Here is a 16,379-nt window from a genome sequence, read left to right on the forward strand (position 1 = left end):
CGCCACCTCCAGACGGAAGGTGGCGGCGCCGTCGTCCGTGCCCGGGCCAGGTGCCTCAGGCCGTGGCGACCTGCGCCGTCGGCTGGCTGCCCTCGGGCCCGGTGACGACGTCGATGGCCACACAGCTGGTCTCGGTCCTGATGAGGTCCAGATGGGCGCCGGTCCAGGCGTCCTTGTCCGCGGGGACGGTCAGTGTCAGGCGAGCCGGCGCACCGATCTCCAGGTCGGCGGCCTTACGCTCGTCCTGGACCAGGCGGATGAGGTCACGTGCCCAGCCCTCCGCCTCCAGCTGCTCGTCCAGGGCAGTGTCCAGGACGATGAAGGCGCCCGAGCCGAGCATCGTGGCCGACAGCGAGTCGTCCTCGACGTCGATCCGGTTGGCGAGGGTGAAGGCCGAGTCCTCGGCCTCCAGCACCACCGGGACCCCGTCAAGAACCACGGCGTCGAAACGCACGTCCCCGTCCTGGGTCAGCGTCCACTCCCCCGCCTTGACGGCAGCGAAGAGCCTGGAGGTGAGCCTGCGGACCTCAGGGGAGAAGGCACGCGGGTTGAGGGTCAGCACCTGCTCGACGTGGTAGCCGGCGTCGGCCGCGTCCACGACGCGCACCTCCTTGACGTTGACCTCCTCAGCGATGAGCGAGCGGAAGGGCGCCAGGCCCGCAGGCTCGGAGGTGGCGATAGTCAGGGTGCGCAGCGGCTGGCGTACGCGCAGCTTCTCGGCCTTGCGCAGGCTCAGCGCCGCCGAGACGGCGTCACGCGCCTCGTCCATGGCGGACACCAGCGCCTGGTCAGCCACGTGGGCGGGCAGGACGGGCCAGTCGGTCAGGTGCACCGAGCGTCCACCGGTCACCCCGCGCCAGATCTCCTCGCTCACCAGCGGCGTCAGCGGCGCCATGACCTCGGTGAGCACCCGCAGCACCGTGGCCAGGGTGTCAAAGGCCGGGCGCCAGACCTGCTCGTCAGCGTCAGAGAAGCGTGAGCGGGAGGTACGCAGGTACCAGTTGGTCAGCACGTCGATGAACTCGCGCACGCTGGCCGTGGCCCCGGTGACGTCGTAGGCGCTCATCTGGGTGCGCACCGTGTCCGCCAGGTCCTTGACCCGTGCCAGCACGTAGCGGTCCATGACGGCCAGGCTCCCGCGCGGGCCGAACAGGGTGGGGTCCTGAAGATCCAGGCCGCCGCTGACGTAGCCCCGGCCCCCATCAGCCTTGCCGGCGTAGAGGGCGAAGAAGTACCAGGCGTTCCACAGCGGCAGCAGCACCTGGCGCACCGTGTCACGGATCGCCTGGTCCGTCACCGCGAGGTTGCCACCACGGACCACGGGGCTGGACAGCAGGAACCAGCGCATGGCGTCGGCGCCGTCACGGTCGAAGACCATGGAGACGTCGGGGTAGTTGCGCAGGGACTTGCTCATCTTCTGCCCGTCCTGGCCCAGCAGGATGCCGTGGGAGACCACGGAGGTGAAGGCCGGACGGTCGAACAGCGCGGTAGCCAGGACGTGGAGGGTGTAGAACCACCCGCGGGTCTGGCCGATGTACTCCACGATGAAGTCACCGGGGTTGTGGGACTCGAACCAGTCGACGTTCTCGAAGGGGTAGTGCACCTGGGCGTAGGGCATTGAGCCGGACTCGAACCAGCAGTCCATGACGTCAGGGATGCGACGCATCATCGACCTGCCGGTCGGGTCGTCCGGGTTGGGACGCACCAGCTCGTCGATGGCCGGACGGTGCAGGTCCGTGACCTTGACGCCGAAGTCACGCTCGAGCTCGGCGAAGGAGCCGTAGACGTCGCGGCGCGGGTAGGCCGGGTCGTCGGACTCCCACACGGGGATCGGGGCGCCCCAGAAGCGGTTGCGCGAGATCGACCAGTCGCGTGCTCCCGCCAGCCAGTTGCCGAAGATGCCGTCCTTGATGTGGGACGGGGTCCAGGTGATCTGCTGGTTGAGCTCGACCATGCGGTCGCGGAACCTGGTCACGGCCACGAACCAGGAGGACACGGCCTTGTAGATCAGCGGCTTGCGGCAGCGCCAGCAGTGCGGGTAGCTGTGGACGTAGCTCTTCTGCTGGACCAGGACCGCACGCTTGGCCTCCTCACGCCGGGCCATGGGCCCCGAGGCGTCACGCAGGTCCACCGTGATCGGCTTGTTGGCCTCGAAGACCTGCAGACCCTGGTAGTCGTGGACCTCGGAGGTGAAGCAGCCGCCGTCATCTACCGGCAGGACAGGAGCGATCCCGGCCTCCTGGCACACGAGCATGTCGTCCTCACCGAAGGCCGGGGCGATGTGGACCAGGCCGGTACCGTCGTCAGTGGTGACGTAGTCGCCGGAGATGATCGTCCAGCCCCTGGGGCCGGGGGCCGCCCCCTCGGCGCGGTGCTCGGCGTCGTCGTAGTAGTCGAAGATCGGGTGGTAGCGCCGCCCCACCAGCTCGCTGCCCTTGAGGCGTGCGAGGACCTGGGGATCCTCCCCCAGCTCCTTGGCGTAGGCACCCAGCCGCGCCTCGCCGAGCACCACGTCCTGCCCGGCCACCGGGGAGTCGAGGTCCTCAGCGACGTGGACGATGACGTAGTCGATGTCCGGGCCAGCGGCCACAGCCTCGTTCGAGGGCAGGGTCCACGGCGTCGTCGTCCAGATCAGGGCGAGCTCGGGAGCCGTCGCGCCCTCGCGCAGCGGCTCCTCCAGGCGCAGGCCCACCGTGACCGTGTTGTCCTGGCGGTCCTGGTAGACGTCGTCGTCCATCTTGAGCTCGTGGTTGCTCAAGGGAGTGCGGTCGTGCCAGCAGTAGGGCAGGACGCGGTAGCCCTGGTAGGCCAGGCCCTTGTCGTAGAGGGTCTTGAATGCCCAGATGACCGACTCCATGTAGTCGGGGTTGAGGGTCTTGTAGTCGCCCTCAAAGTCGACCCAGCGCGCCTGGCGGGTGACGTAGTCCTCCCACTCGCGGGTGTAGCGCAGCACGGAGGAGCGGCAGGCCTCGTTGAAGGCCTTGATCCCGATGCCGCCGGGGCGGGTGATCTCCGAGACGTCGTCGATGCCGAGCTCGCGCTGGGCCTCCAGCTCGGCGGGCAGGCCGTGGGTGTCCCAGCCGAAGCGGCGCTCCACTCGCCTGCCCATCTGGGTCTGGAAGCGGCCGACGGCGTCCTTGACGTAGCCGGTCAGCAGGTGGCCGTAGTGGGGCAGCCCGTTGGCGAAGGGCGGTCCGTCGTAGAAGACGAACTCGTTGGAGTGGCCGTTGTCGTCGTAGGCGGGACGGAAGCTGACAGACTCCTTGAAGGTGCCGTCCTGCTTCCAGTAGGCCAGGACCTCCTCCTCCAGCGCCGGGAAGGAGGGAGAGGAGGCCACGCCTGCCCCCTCGCGGTGCAGGGGGTAGCCGGCGGGGTGGAAGGACTGCCCGGTACGGGCGGTGGGCTGGGTCTCGGCCATAGGGTGCCTCGTGTCGTGCTCGTGAACAACCGTGTCTGACGAGGACGACGCCGCTCCTCCCCCGTGCCCTGGTGGGGCCGAGGGCGGGCGGTACCGCGGTACCACCTCGCTTGCCGCGCACGAGGCGCGACCGCTCCTTGGGAGGCTGTACGGGCCTCACCCGCCCGGGTCTAGTGAGGCTGGCGGCGGCGCGTGCGCGACGTCGTCGGCCCGTTCTTCCGGGAGGCTCGCCGGTGATACCCGCAGGCCGTGAGGCTGCGGCCGGGTCAGTGCCTGGTTGGCGCCGAGTGTATCTGGGCCGGTGTCGCAGGCACCAGCCTGCTTGCCGCGCCGGCTGCGTCAGCCTCGCCACACCGCTGAGCCTGACCCGTGCGGCGCGCAGGCGCACAGGCCGGCGTCATGGCTCCTGGCGGGCCACCACCGTGTTGGAGGCCTGCGCGCGCGGGCGCACGATGAGGGAATCGATGTTGACATGGGACGGACGCTCCAAGGTCCACACTACGCACTCAGCCACGTCCTGGGCGCTCAACGGCGCCTCGACCCCGGCGTAGACCGCCTCCGCCCTGGCCTTGTCACCGTGAAAACGGTTGAGGGAGAACTCCTCGGTGGCCACCATGCCCGGGGCGACCTCGATCACGCGCACCGGCTCGCCCACCAGCTCCAGGCGCAGCGTGCTGGCGATGATGCGCTCAGCGTGCTTGGCCGCCACGTACCCGGCTCCTCCGGGGTAGGTGTCGTGGGCGGCGGTGGAGGTGAGGAACAAGACGTCTCCCCCACGCTCACGCAGGCCCGGGAGGAAGGCCTGGGTCACCGCGAGCGCGCCGAGCACGTTGCGCTCGTACATCGTGGCCCACTCCTCCGCCTTCCCCTCAGCCACCGGGTCGGTTCCCAGGGCCCCGCCGGCGTTGTTGACGACGGCGTCCACCGCTCCCCCGGCCAGGACCTCGCGCGCCAGGCGGGCGACGTCGTCGGGCTTCTGCAGGTCTGCCGCCACCCAGCCGCAGCCGGTCTCGTCAGCCAGCGCCTGGAGCCGCTCGGCCCGCCGGGCGGTAGCCACGACCTCCCACCCGTGGGAACGCAGGAGGCGAACCGTCGCCGCCCCGATGCCGGTGGAGGCGCCGGTGACGAGGGCGCGGCGGGCGCCAGTGGAGGAGGCGGAGGACACGGTGCGTGCTGTGGTCTCTGTGGTGCTCATGGAGGCATTCTCCTCGCTTCGACGGGCTGCGCGATACCGTGTGGGCCATGCACGCCGACGACGCCGCGATCGCCTCACCCGGACCAGCTCAGCCCGCTGCGGGACACAGTCTGCGTGAGCCGAGCTGGGTCCGGCACGCGATCGCCTGGCACGTCTACCCGCTGGGTGCTGTCGGCGCGCCGGCCCTGTGCCCTTCCGGTGACCCTGATGACCCTGCCTCACCCGCCGGCCGGGCCGCCAGTGAGCACCGTCTACTCCACCTCGTGCCGTGGCTGGACCACCTCATTGAGCTCGGAGCCAACGTCCTGCTGCTCGGCCCCGTCTTCCACGCGATGTCCCACGGTTACGACACGGTCGACTACTACCGTGTGGACCCCAGGCTGGGCACCAACGAGGACCTGACCCACCTCATCGACGAGGCGCACGCCCGCGGCGTCAAGGTGGTCCTCGACGGCGTCTTCAACCACACCGGGATCGCCCACCCGGGCTTTACCAGTCTGCCGCAGGCAGGCCCGGACTCTCCCCAGGCCCGCGGCTACCGCCTGACCTGGCCCGATGAGCCCTGGACCCCGGGGACCCCACCGAGCGACTACGCCCGCTTCGAGGGCCAGGACTGGCTGCCGGAGCTGAACCACGACTGCCCCGAGGTCGCGCAGATGACCGGCGACGTCATGGAGCACTGGTGCGAGGCAGGTGCCGACGGCTGGCGCCTGGACGCTGCCTACGCAGTCCCACCCTCCTTCTGGACGCGGGTCCTGCCACGCCTGCGTTCGCGTTTCCCTGAGGTCTACGTCTTTGGGGAGGTCATCCACGGTGACTACTCACAGATCGTCACGGACTCGGGCATGGACTCGGTGACCCAGTACGAGCTGTGGCAGGCTGCCTGGCACGCCCTGGCCGAGGCCAACTTCTATGAGCTCGACTGGTGCCTGGGGCGCCATGCGGCGATGCTGGAGACCTTCGTTCCCTGGACCTTCCTGGGCAACCATGACACCACGCGGATCGCCAGTGCGGTGGGAGGCGGCCGTGAGGGTGGAGACCGGCTGCCTCATGCCGTCGCGCTGCTCATGATGCTGCCGGGCACACCTGCCGTCTACTACGGCGACGAGGTGGGGCTTGAGGGGGTCAAGGAGGAGCGCCTGGGTGGTGACGAGGCGATCCGGCCCGAGCTACCGAGGCTGCCGCGGGGCCACGGAGCGCATGAGTCCCTTCCCTCTGGAGACCAGGCGACGCGGACCGCGCGCCTGTACCGTCAGCTCATCGCCTTGCGCCGGCGTCTGCCCTGGCTCCATGACGCCGAGGTCACCACCCTGCACCTGGACAACCGTCTGCTGAGCCTGCGTCTGTGCCCGCGCGGCCAGGACCGTGGAGCCAGCTCCGTCGTGCTCGCCCTGTCTCTGGAGGAGCATGAGGCCTGGCTGCCCACCGGCGGCGCCCACACGGTCCTGGCCACGGGCGAGGGAGCGTGTGGTCCACGGTCCGAGCGCGACGGCGTCGTCCTGCCGCCATGCGGCTGGGCAGTGCTGGGCTGACTGGTCCGGTTTGGCCGGCCGGGGCTGGTTGGGCTCAGCGGCCGGGGCTGCTGGATCGTTGGTCCAGCAGCCCCGGCCACCAGCGCGGTGTCAGGCCCGTCTCAGGCGGGCGCCGCCGTCGTCCTCAGTGCAGCAGTCCGAACAGGTCCTTGGGGTCGGAGGGAGCGGCGATGAGGTCGATCTCCTCGTAGAAGCGCTCACCACCGGGCTGCTCCAGGCAGCTCTCCAGAAAAGTCAGGCTCGTGAAGTCCTCGACCGCGAATCCGACGCCGTCGTAGACCGTCACCTGCTCGGCGCTGGTGCGGCCGGGCTTGGTGCCAGCCAGCACCTCCCACAGCTCGGTGACCGGGTAGTCGGCCGGCTTGGCCTGAATCTCGCCCTCAATACGGGTCTGCGGGGTGTGCTCGGTGAAGACCGGACCCATGTCCAAGATCGTGGGATCGAGCTCGGTCTTGCCCGGGCAGTCCCCGCCGATGGCGTTGACGTGGACGCCGGGGCGGATGTCTGAGCGGCGCAGCACGATCGCGTTGCGCTTGTCCGCAGTACAGGTGGTGATGATGTCCGCCTCGGCCACGGCCTGGGCCGGTGAGCTGGCGATCTCCACCTCGATCCCGTAGGGAGCCAGGTTGTCGCGCAGCTTCTGGCTCGCCGCCAGATCGACGTCGTAGACGCTCACCCGCTCAATGGGCCGCACCGCCCGGTTAGCCAGCACCTGGAACTCCGACTGTGAGCCCGCGCCGATCAGGCCCAGGTGACGGGCGTCCTCGCGCGCCAGCAGGCGGGTGACCATGCCAGAGGCGGCCGCGGTGCGCAGGGCGGTCAGCAGGGTCATCTCCACCAGCAGACGCGGGTAGCCGTTGTGCACGTCGGCCAGCACACCGAAGGCCGTGACGGTCTGGTAGCCGCGGGCGGGGTTGGAGGGGTGTCCGTTGACGAACTTGAAGGCGTAGGTCTGGCCATCTGAGGTGGGCATCAGCTCAATGACGCCGATCTCGCAGTGGGAGGCCACACGCGGGCGCAGCTCAAAGCTGTCCCAGCACCGGAAGTCCTTCTCCATCGCGTCGATCATGCCTGTCAGCAGGTCCTGGGGCCCGCTGTCCTTCATCCAACGAACCATGTGGGGAACGTCGACGAATCGCATCGTTACTCCTTGGAGCCACGGCCACCGCTGTCGCCCTTACCATCATTGATACAGGCGAGCTGACCGTCGTCACGACTGTACGGGCCGAACGACGACACTGGCAACGCGGTTGTCGGTCCCGATCTACTAGCCTGGCCGCATGACGACCTATGGCTTCATCGGCGCAGGCAACATGGCGGGGGCGATCGTGCGCGGGGCGGTGTCGGCGGGTCTGACACGCAGCAAGGGCGGCGCCGGGCACCAGCTCCTGGTGACCTCCGCCCACGGCTCGGCGGCCCAGCTCGCTGAGCAGACCGGAGCCGAGCACGTGCCGCAGGCCGCTGAGGTCGTACGGCGCAGCGACGTCATCATCCTGGCGGTCAAGCCTCATGTGATCCCGGGAGTCCTGGAGGAGCTTGAGCAGGACATCGCCGGTCACAACCCACTGGTGGTCTCCGTCGCCGCGGGCCTGAGCCTGGAGCGGCTGGAGTCGATGCTGCCAGCACGCACCCGCGTGGTGCGGGCGATGCCCAACATGGCGGCGGCGGTGGGCGAGTCGATGACGGCGCTGGCGGCCGGAAGCACCGCCGGCGACCAGGACGTGGCTGTCACCCAGGAGCTCATGGCGGCGGTGGGCCGCACCATCGTGCTCCCGGAGACAGACTTCTCCTCCTTCATCGGGTTGGCAGGTTCCTCCCCCGCCTTTGTCTTCACCTTCATCGACGCCCTCGCCCGCGCCGGCGTGCTCGGTGGGATCGCCAAGGAGCAGGCGGTGGCGATCGTGGCGCAGGCGGTGGCGGGGGCGGCTCGCACGGTGCAGGTTGAGGCGCAGGCCCGCGCGGCTGGGGAGGGTGGCCGTACCCCGGCGGACCTGGTGGACGCCGTGTGCTCACCGGGCGGGACCACGGTGGCCGGAGTGGTCGCTATGGAGCAGGCGGGCTTCTCCTCAGCCGTCATTGAGGCCTTCCGTGCCACGGTGGCCCGCGACCGCGAGCTCGGCGCCTAGCCCCCTCCCCCCCCCCTCCTCTCATCGCGGTTTTGCGTACGGGATCGGGGTATACGCGCTGTTGTATACCCCGATCCAGTACGCAAAACCGGGTGCCAGAAGAGGGAGCCTGCGTGACACCCCGGTTCCTGGATCCTGAAACGGGCTTGCTTTATGAAGAGCTATTGCTAAACTCTCCTTCATTACTCGTGTGACGCACCCCACCTCGTCACGACCGGCAGGAGAGGCTCAAGGATGAGCACAGCACGTTCCTCGTCCTCACGACGGGACCGACAGTCTCAGGACCGTTGCGACAAGGTCGACGCCGTCCTCGCCGTGCTGCGCCGCAACGACGCCGTCACCGTCTCCGCCCTGGCCAAAGAGACCGGCTACTCCCGTCCCACCGTCATCTCCATCCTTGAGGAGATGCGCGCCGTCGACCTCGCCCACGAGTCTGAGATCGCCGACCAGGGCGTCGGACGCCCAGCAGGTACCTGGGCGATCTCCCCTAGTGCCGGCATCGTCATCGGCCTGGACCTGCTGCCCACCTCCCTGCTCGCCGTCGCTGCCAGCCTGCGCGGCGAGGTCCTCACCGCCCGCCGTGCCCGCCTCGTTGCCGACGACGCCGAGGCCAGGCTCACACAGGCCGCCGACGTCGTGCGCACCCTGGCAGCCAGCCTCACCACTCACGGCCCGCTCCTCCACCTGGCCGTCTCTGCCACTGGACGGGTTGACGACGCCGGCACGATCCTCCTGTCCGACCTCGTCCCCGCCTGGAACGGCTTCCCCCTAGCCGACCGACTCCGCCAGGAGCTGGACGTGCCCACCACGGTGGAGAACGACATCAACATGGCAGCTCTCGGTGAGTTCGCCTCACGCCGCCAGGACGGGCGTATCAACGCCGACGGCGACCTCCTGTTCATCCAGCTTGCGCGCGGCCTGCACACCGGCTTGATCCTGGGTGGCGCAATCCACCGCGGACACGAGTGGAACGCTGGCGAGATCGCGGACCTGCTCGACCTGAGCCTGTCCGACCACGGCGAGATCACCGACGACTGGGTCCGGCGCGCCGCCCTGACCATTGCCTCAGTGTGCGCCGTCGTCGATCCCGACGCCATCGTCCTGCCCACGCCCTCGCCCACCGCACGCACCACCGTCGCCCGCGTCGCCGGCGCCGTCACGGCCCTGCGACGTCCCTCCACCCCGTCCTTCGCCACCGAGCTCAGCAACCTGGACTGGGCCGCCGGCGTCGTCGGAGCCCTCCACTGCGCCCTGGACGCGGCCGACCGTCAGATCACCGGCGTCACTCACCCACGCCCTACCGCCCTGAGCGGCATCAGCGTTATCCAGCACCACCTGAAGAAAGGCCAGCACTCCACCATGTCCACTGCCACCTCCCCGGCCAGCTCCGACACCCTGCGTGTCGGCGTCGTCGGCGTCGGAGCCCGGTCCCGTTTCACGCTGGCCGCCGAGCTTCCGGAGAACAACGGCCGTATCACCGCCGTATGCGACCCTCACCACCTGGTCCGCGAGCGCGTGCGCTCCCGCCTGGACCGCGAGCCCGACGACGTCGTCATCACCAGCAGAGTTGAGGACCTCATCGCCTCCGGGATCGACGTGGCCTTCGTGACCTCCCCTGACGACACCCATGCCGAGGTCACCTGCACCCTGCTCGAGGCCGGGATCCCGGTCTATCTCGAGAAGCCCCTGGCCATCAACCTGGAGGATGCCACCCGGGTGCTCCAGACCGCCTACCGCACCCAGACCCGGCTGTACGTGGGGCACAACATGCGCCACATGAATGTGGTCCGCTCCATGCGTGACATCATCCGCTCCGGCCGCATCGGTGAGGTCAAGGCCATCTGGTGTCGCCACTTCGTGGGTCATGGCGGCGACTACTACTTCAAGGACTGGCACGCCGAGCGCGAGCATGCCAACACCCTGCTGCTGCAGAAGGCCGCCCATGACATCGACGTCATGCACTGGCTGGCCGACTCTCACACCACCGACGTGGTCGCCATGGGCGGGCTGACGGTCTATGACAAGGTCACCAACCGGGCTGACAACTCCGACGACCTCATGAGCAACTGGTTCTCCACCAGCCACTGGCCTCCTCTGGCCCAGCAGCGCCTGAACCCCGTCATCGATGTCGAGGACCTGTCCATGATGCTCATGCGTATGGAGTCCGGGGTCTACGCCTCCTACCAGCAGTGCCACTACACCCCGGACTACTGGCGCAACTACACAGTCATCGGCACCGAGGGACGGATCGAGAACTTCGGCGACGGCGAGGGCGGGACCATTCGCTTGTGGGCCTCCCGCTCGGACTACTCCGCTGAAGGCGACGCCTCCTTCCCGATCCTGGGCGACGCCGGCGGCCACGGTGACGCCGATGTCCTCACGATCACCGAGTTCATGCGCTTCGCACGCCACGGTGTGCCCACTGACACCTCTCCGTTGGGTGCCTGGTACGCCGTCGCCGCCGGTATCCAGGCTGCTGACTCCCTGCGGCACGGCTCGCGCCCGGCACACGTGCCACAGCTGGAGCAGGAGATCGTCCGTTACTTCACCAACAACCAGAACCCCCAGGGCTGAGCCAGCGACGGCTCAGTTCAACAACACCCCAAGGAGAACACCATGTCCGCTACTCGCAGGTCCTTCCTGTCTGGCGCGGCGATGGTCGCCGTCGCCGCGACGCTCGCTGCCTGCTCCGACTCAGGGTCCGATTCCAAGGGCTCAGGATCCTCGGACGAGGCGCTCAGCCCCGACACCTCAGCCGAGCTGACCCTGGCCTACTGGGACAAGAACCAGACCCCCACGGTCGAGGCCAACATCAAGTCCTTCAACGAGAAGTACCCCAACATCAAGATCACCACCAGCCTTGCCTCCTACAAGGACTACTGGACCAAGCTGCGCACCCAGGCCGAGGGCGGGACAATGCCCGACGTGCTGTGGATGAACGGCCCCAACATCCAGCTCTACGCCACCAATGACATGCTCCTGCCCGTTGAGGACTCGTCAGTCGACTGGAGCATGTACCCGCAGGCACTGGTCGACCTCTACACCGTGGACGGAAAGCACTACGGGATCCCGAAGGACTTCGACACCATCGGCGTGTTCTACAACAAGAAGATCTTCGCTGACGCAGGGGTTGAGGAGCCCACGAGCGACTGGACCTGGGACGACTTCCACGCCAAGGCCAAGGCCATCTCTGAGTGGGGCAAGGACCAGGGGATCTGGGGATGCGCCACCACGGTCAACGGTGACGGGCAGGGCACCTACTACAACACCATGCTCCAGGCTGGTGGGTTCGTCATCAAGGACGGTAAGTCCGGCTTCGACGACCCCAAGTCGATTGAGGGCCTGCAGTGCTGGGCCGACTGGATCGCTGACGGGTCAGTGGCCCCGCCACAGGTGGTCACCGACACCAAGCCGCTGCCGATGTTCAACAACGGCAAGTCGGCGATGTTCTGGTCCGGTGACTGGACCTGCCCCGAGGTCATGGCAGACTTCGACGGTGACCCCAAGACAGACATCGGGGTCGTCGAGCTGCCGAAGAAGGACACGCAGGCCACCGTCATTCACGGCCTGAGCTGGGTGGCCTCCTCCCAGACCAAGAACGCTGCCGCCGCCCAGGCCCTGGTGGCGCACATGGCCTCCAAGGAGTCCCAGGAGACCGAGGCGAAGAACGGCACCGCCATCCCCGCCTACACCGGCACGCAGCAGCCGTGGATCGACACCTATCCCGACTGGGACGTCAAGATCTTCGTCGAGGCCGCCGAGACCTACGCAGTGTCCTACCCGGTGTCCAAGAACACCGACGTGTGGGCCAACGCAGAGGCGGACTACGTCATCCCGGCGTTCGAGGGCAAGACGGACGTGAAGCAGGCAGCCACGGAGCTCGCCGCCTTCATGAATAACGCCCTGTCCGAGGAGGGATGATGTCCCACGCCTCCATCTCGGTGGTCCCAGCCGACGGGGGTGGAAGCACGCTTCGGGAGGGACGCGCCACCGGCACACGCCGTGGGCGTGGTCCCTCCCGGGCGGGGGCGTGGCCAGTGCTGTTCATTGGTCCGCTCATGCTGGGCGTGGCAGTCTTCTACTACTGGCCGATCGTCACCAACCTCGTCGTGTCCATGCAGAAGACGGGCGCGTTCGGCAACAAGACCACATTCGTCGGTTTCGACAACTACATTGCCCTCTTCACCTCCCCCGACCTGGGCTCGGCCATCCGCAACACCCTCCTGTACACCGTGCTGGTACTGATGGGGATCCCACTGTCAGTGGGAATCGCGGCAATGATTGAGCTGCCAGGGCTGAGGCTCAAGAGCCTGTACCGCACGATGTACTTCATGCCCTACCTCGCCATGCCCATGGCTGTGGCACAGGTATGGAAGATCGTGTTCAACGGCGAGTTCGGCATCCTCAACCAGCTGCTTCGCTCACTGGGGATACAGCACACGCCGTACTGGCTGACGACCCCGGGCTGGGCGCTGCTGGCAGTGGCCCTGTTCGGCATCTGGGCCTCGATCGGGTTCAACGTCATCATCCTGTCCTCCGGGATCAAGGCGATCCCGCGTGAGCTGTATGAGGCGGCCTCTATTGACGGCGCCTCCGGGGTGAGGCAGTTCTTCTCGATCACGGTCCCGCTGCTGACTCCGCAGATCTTCTTCCTCAGCATCATGACCACGATCGGTGGCTTCCAGCTCTTTGACGCCCTGTACGCCATGGTCTCCCAGGGCAACCCTGCCGAGCCACACACCCGGTCCCTGGTCTCCCTGTTCTACAGGTACGCCTTCGTCAACTCCGACCAGGGCGCTGGCGCCGCCGTCGCCGTCGTCATCTTCGCCTTCGTGGCCGTGGTGACTCTTGTCCAGTTCATCGGGCAGAAGAGGTGGGTCCACTATGCCTAAGTCTCACTCATCGACGACGGCGAGCCCGAGGCCGGGCGCTCCAGGTTCCGCGCGGCCGTCCTCGCTGCGACGGGTCCTGCACTCCCAGCGGCCGTTTATCGGCGTGCACCTGGTGCTCCTGGCTGGTGGCATCATCATGGTCTTCCCCTTCGTGTACCAGATCCTCATGTCCGTGGCCACGGACCGGGAGGTCATGAGCGTCCCGCCCACCTTCATTCCCGAGGAATTCCACTTCGAGAACTACGCCGAGGTCTTCCGCAAGCTGCCGTTCCTGGCCCAGTTCTGGAACTCGGTCATCATCACGCTCGGACGCCTTGCTGGACAGGTCATCCTGTGCTCGCTAGGTGGCTATGCCTTCGCACGTATGCACTTCCGCGGGCGGGGACTGCTCTTCGGGCTCCTGCTGGCCATCCTCATGGTGCCTGGACAGTCCTACCTCATCGGGCAGTACCGGATCGTGCGTGACCTGGGGCTGCTGGAGACGCCGTGGGGCGTCATCGCACCCGGCCTGTTCTCTGCCTTCGGTGTCTTCCTCATGCGCCAGGCGTTCATGGGGCTGCCTGGTGAGCTCGAGGAGGCGGCACGCCTCGATGGCGCTAACCAGTGGCAGGTGTTCTGGAAGATCATGTTCCCTCTGGTACGTCCCACCCTGTTCGCGGTCATCATCACGACGATCCTGTGGTCGTGGAACGACCTGCTGTGGCCGCTGATCGTGACCAGCCGAGAGGAGAACATGCCGCTGAGCGTGGGAATCGCGACCTTGGCTGGTCAGCACTCCAGCGACTACACGCTCATGATGGCCGCCTCGGCGATGGCGATGGCCCCGATCTTCCTGCTCTTCTTCACGATGCAAAAGCGCGTTATCGAGGGACTGGCGTCCTCGGGGATCAAGGGATAAGGGTGTCCCGTTCCCGTCGGTACGCTGGTGGTCTCACAGGTGCTCTCACCTGTGAGACCACCAGCGCACTGGGACTCGTCCTGGGCCTGTCACTCACCTGGTTGGCTGTTCGGGTGGCCCTGGACGGGGCCAGTACCGGCATCGTGTCCGCTGGCCGGGTCGCCTTCACAGTCGCTGCGCTGTGGCTGCTCAGCCGCATTCCTCGACGCGGGGCCAGCGCTCCCCCTGGCGACAGCCCCCGCCGGTCTCCTCGGGCATCACACCCGGCGGTGATCAGGAGGCGTGACGCCGTCGTCCTGTCCCTCACAGGAGTCAGTGGCTACACGGCACTGTCCACCCTCGCAGTGAGCAACGGTGGCACCGTGCTTCCCTCACTCATTGTCTCCACCGGACCGCTATGGGTCCTGGCACTGACGTCGACGCTCGACCGTAGCCGACCTAGACGGCTGGCTCTGGTGGGGACCGTGGTGTCGGTGGCAGGCACGATCGGCTTCCTGCTGCTGGGCGGCAGCGGCTTGATGTCGGTGTCCTGGTTGGCTGCCGCCCTAGCGACGGCAGCCGTGGTGTCGATGGCCTGCTATAGCGTCCACTTCGCGCACCTGACCCGCACCTACCACGGCCCTATGGCGCCAGTGATCCTGCCCATCTACGGCTGGGGCCTCGTGCCTCTGTCAGTCTGGGCTGCGCTGGAGCTGGCCCGCGGTCACCGGCTGACGCTGCAGGCCTTCATCGTGCTCGCGGCCCTCGGTCTGCTGGTCTACCTCCCCGTCTATCTCATCCAGCACCGGCTTCTAGCCAGCGTTGGCGCCCACACCGTGAGCCTGCTCGGTCTGACAGTCACCCCACTGGTGGCCCTGGAGACCGGGCTGCTCCGCCTCGGGCCATGGCCTGGGGGCAGTCAGTGGCTCATGGTGGGACTCACGGTCCTTGGCATGGCGATGGTCATTGGGCCCCGACGCCGCCAGACCGATACTCAGTCACGTAGAGCCTAGGCGGCCAGTCCACCTGGATGCTTTGGAGGAGAGATGATGAAACCGCTGCGTACCGCCGTCGTCGGTGCAGGGCAACGCAGCCGGGAGTTGCTTGCTGCTGCACAGTCGGTGGCTGGGATGGAGATCGTGCTCGTCATCGACCCCTCGGCCACAGCCCGCGAGCGCGTGCAGGAGCAGCACCCGGGTATGGTTGCGGCCTCAGGGCTGGAGGCCGCACTGGCCGATCACTCTATTGAAGCCGCTCTCGTCCTCACTCCTGATGACACCCATGCCTCAATCGGTGCGGCGCTGCTGGAGGCAGGCAAGCACGTCATGGTGGACAAGCCCCTCGCCACCACGATCGAAGGGGCTGATGCGCTTCTGGCTGCCGCGGCGCGAGCGGACCGCCTGCTCTATCCTGGGCACAACATGCGTTTCATGCCCGTGGTCGAGATCCTGCGCCGCGTGGTGACTGAGGGGATGATCGGCACGCCGCAGGCGGTGTGGACCAGGCACTTCGTGGGCCGGGGCGGGGACTATTTCTTCCGTGACTGGCACAGTGAGTCGGCACGCTCAGGTGGTCTGCTGGTGCACAAGGCCTGTCATGACCTGGACGCCATGTGCTACGTACTGGGCACGCAGATCAGTGCCGTCCAGGCAATCGGCACCAACGCCGTCTACCACCGGTGCCCGCCGCGGGCGGTGGACGAGCCCGCGCCCGCCGTCGTCAATGACGTCAGGCACTGGCCTCCCACGGCCTTGCCGGAGGTGAACCCAGCGATGGACGTTGAGGACCTGTCCATGGTCAATATCGTCTTCGAGGGCGGGATCATGGGCTCCTACGCGCAGTGCCACTTCACGCCTGACTACTGGCGCAATTACTGCGTGATCGGGGACGCAGGCCGGGTGGAGAACATCGGCGACGAAGCCGGCGGCGGGGTCCTCGTATGGAGCCGGCGACGTCATGGTTTTGATCCGCAGCCGGATCTGCGTCTGCCGATTCAGGAGCTGTCCGCATCTGGTACCGCGAAGCCGGCAGGGAGCGCCTGGAGCACAGGGAATCGCGGGGGCGCGGGCCACGATGGATCCGACCGGCGGCTGCTGGAGGACTTCGTGAGCGCGGTGCGCACGGGCAGCCAGCCGCGCACGGACGCGCTGACGGCACGCAACGTCGTTGCCGCCGGAGTCATGGCCCGGCGCTCCCTGCGAGGCGACGGCCGCCTCCTGGAGGTCCCAGCACCCTTATCCTTCCCCGCACCTGCTCACTGACCATTCCGCGGTTTTGTGTACGGGATCGGGGTATACAACAGCACGTATACCCCGATCCCGTACACAAAACCGCGATTC

At 67.6% G+C, this 16,379-nt stretch carries 11 protein-coding genes; 8 read left to right on the forward strand and 3 right to left on the reverse strand.

Annotated elements, in window-relative coordinates:
* Positions 1-55: 55 nt before the first annotated feature.
* Both ileS and HRL51_RS07915 read right to left on the reverse strand, forming a co-directional pair.
* Entirely contained in the window at positions 56-3,418 is a 3,363-nt protein-coding gene (gene ileS, locus HRL51_RS07910; protein WP_172120967.1) for an isoleucine--tRNA ligase, read from the reverse strand.
* Positions 3,419-3,815: 397 nt separating this feature from the next.
* On the reverse strand, positions 3,816-4,613 hold the full coding sequence (locus tag HRL51_RS07915; protein WP_172120968.1) for an SDR family NAD(P)-dependent oxidoreductase: 798 nt from the start codon (positions 4,611-4,613) through the stop codon (positions 3,816-3,818).
* A gap of 47 nt (positions 4,614-4,660) precedes the next feature.
* On the opposite strand from HRL51_RS07915, the gene HRL51_RS07920 reads away from it, so the two are divergent.
* A complete protein-coding gene (locus HRL51_RS07920; protein WP_172120969.1) occupies positions 4,661-6,145 on the forward strand; it encodes an alpha-amylase family glycosyl hydrolase in 1,485 nt (494 codons plus the stop codon).
* 124 nt (positions 6,146-6,269) lie between these two features.
* Here HRL51_RS07920 and HRL51_RS07925 read toward each other — a convergent pair whose 3' ends face one another.
* Complete coding sequence (locus HRL51_RS07925) at positions 6,270-7,286, reverse strand: ornithine cyclodeaminase (RefSeq protein WP_172191165.1); 1,017 nt, start codon at positions 7,284-7,286, stop codon at positions 6,270-6,272.
* A 139-nt stretch (positions 7,287-7,425) separates the two neighbouring features.
* Between HRL51_RS07925 and proC the strand changes: the two genes are divergently transcribed.
* The 7 genes from proC (at position 7,426) to HRL51_RS07960 (ending at position 16,301) form a co-directional block, all read left to right on the forward strand.
* Positions 7,426-8,271: a pyrroline-5-carboxylate reductase gene (proC, locus tag HRL51_RS07930; protein ID WP_172191167.1), complete on the forward strand. Its 846-nt coding sequence runs from the start codon at positions 7,426-7,428 to the stop codon at positions 8,269-8,271.
* Positions 8,272-8,505: 234 nt separating this feature from the next.
* Complete coding sequence (locus HRL51_RS11945) at positions 8,506-10,845, forward strand: ROK family protein (RefSeq protein ID WP_172120972.1); 2,340 nt, start codon at positions 8,506-8,508, stop codon at positions 10,843-10,845.
* Positions 10,846-10,887: 42 nt separating this feature from the next.
* Positions 10,888-12,192, forward strand: a complete 1,305-nt coding sequence (locus tag HRL51_RS07940) for an extracellular solute-binding protein (protein WP_172120973.1) — start codon at positions 10,888-10,890, stop codon at positions 12,190-12,192.
* Positions 12,192-13,163: a carbohydrate ABC transporter permease gene (locus tag HRL51_RS07945; protein WP_216666372.1), complete on the forward strand. Its 972-nt coding sequence runs from the start codon at positions 12,192-12,194 to the stop codon at positions 13,161-13,163. Before HRL51_RS07940 ends, HRL51_RS07945 begins: the two co-directional genes overlap by 1 nt.
* Positions 13,156-14,061 (forward strand): carbohydrate ABC transporter permease, encoded by a 906-nt coding sequence (locus HRL51_RS07950; protein ID WP_172120974.1) that lies wholly within the window; start codon positions 13,156-13,158, stop codon positions 14,059-14,061. The genes HRL51_RS07945 and HRL51_RS07950 overlap by 8 nt, the downstream gene beginning before the upstream one ends.
* Before the next feature lie 269 nt (positions 14,062-14,330).
* Positions 14,331-15,053: an EamA/DMT transporter family protein gene (locus tag HRL51_RS07955; RefSeq protein WP_172191169.1), complete on the forward strand. Its 723-nt coding sequence runs from the start codon at positions 14,331-14,333 to the stop codon at positions 15,051-15,053.
* 33 nt (positions 15,054-15,086) lie between these two features.
* Entirely contained in the window at positions 15,087-16,301 is a 1,215-nt protein-coding gene (locus HRL51_RS07960) for a Gfo/Idh/MocA family protein (RefSeq protein ID WP_172191171.1), read from the forward strand.
* The last annotated feature ends 78 nt before the right edge of the window (positions 16,302-16,379 follow it).

The organism is Actinomyces faecalis (assembly GCF_013184985.2).
In the GTDB taxonomy this organism is placed as follows: Bacteria; Actinomycetota; Actinomycetes; order Actinomycetales; family Actinomycetaceae; genus Actinomyces; species Actinomyces faecalis.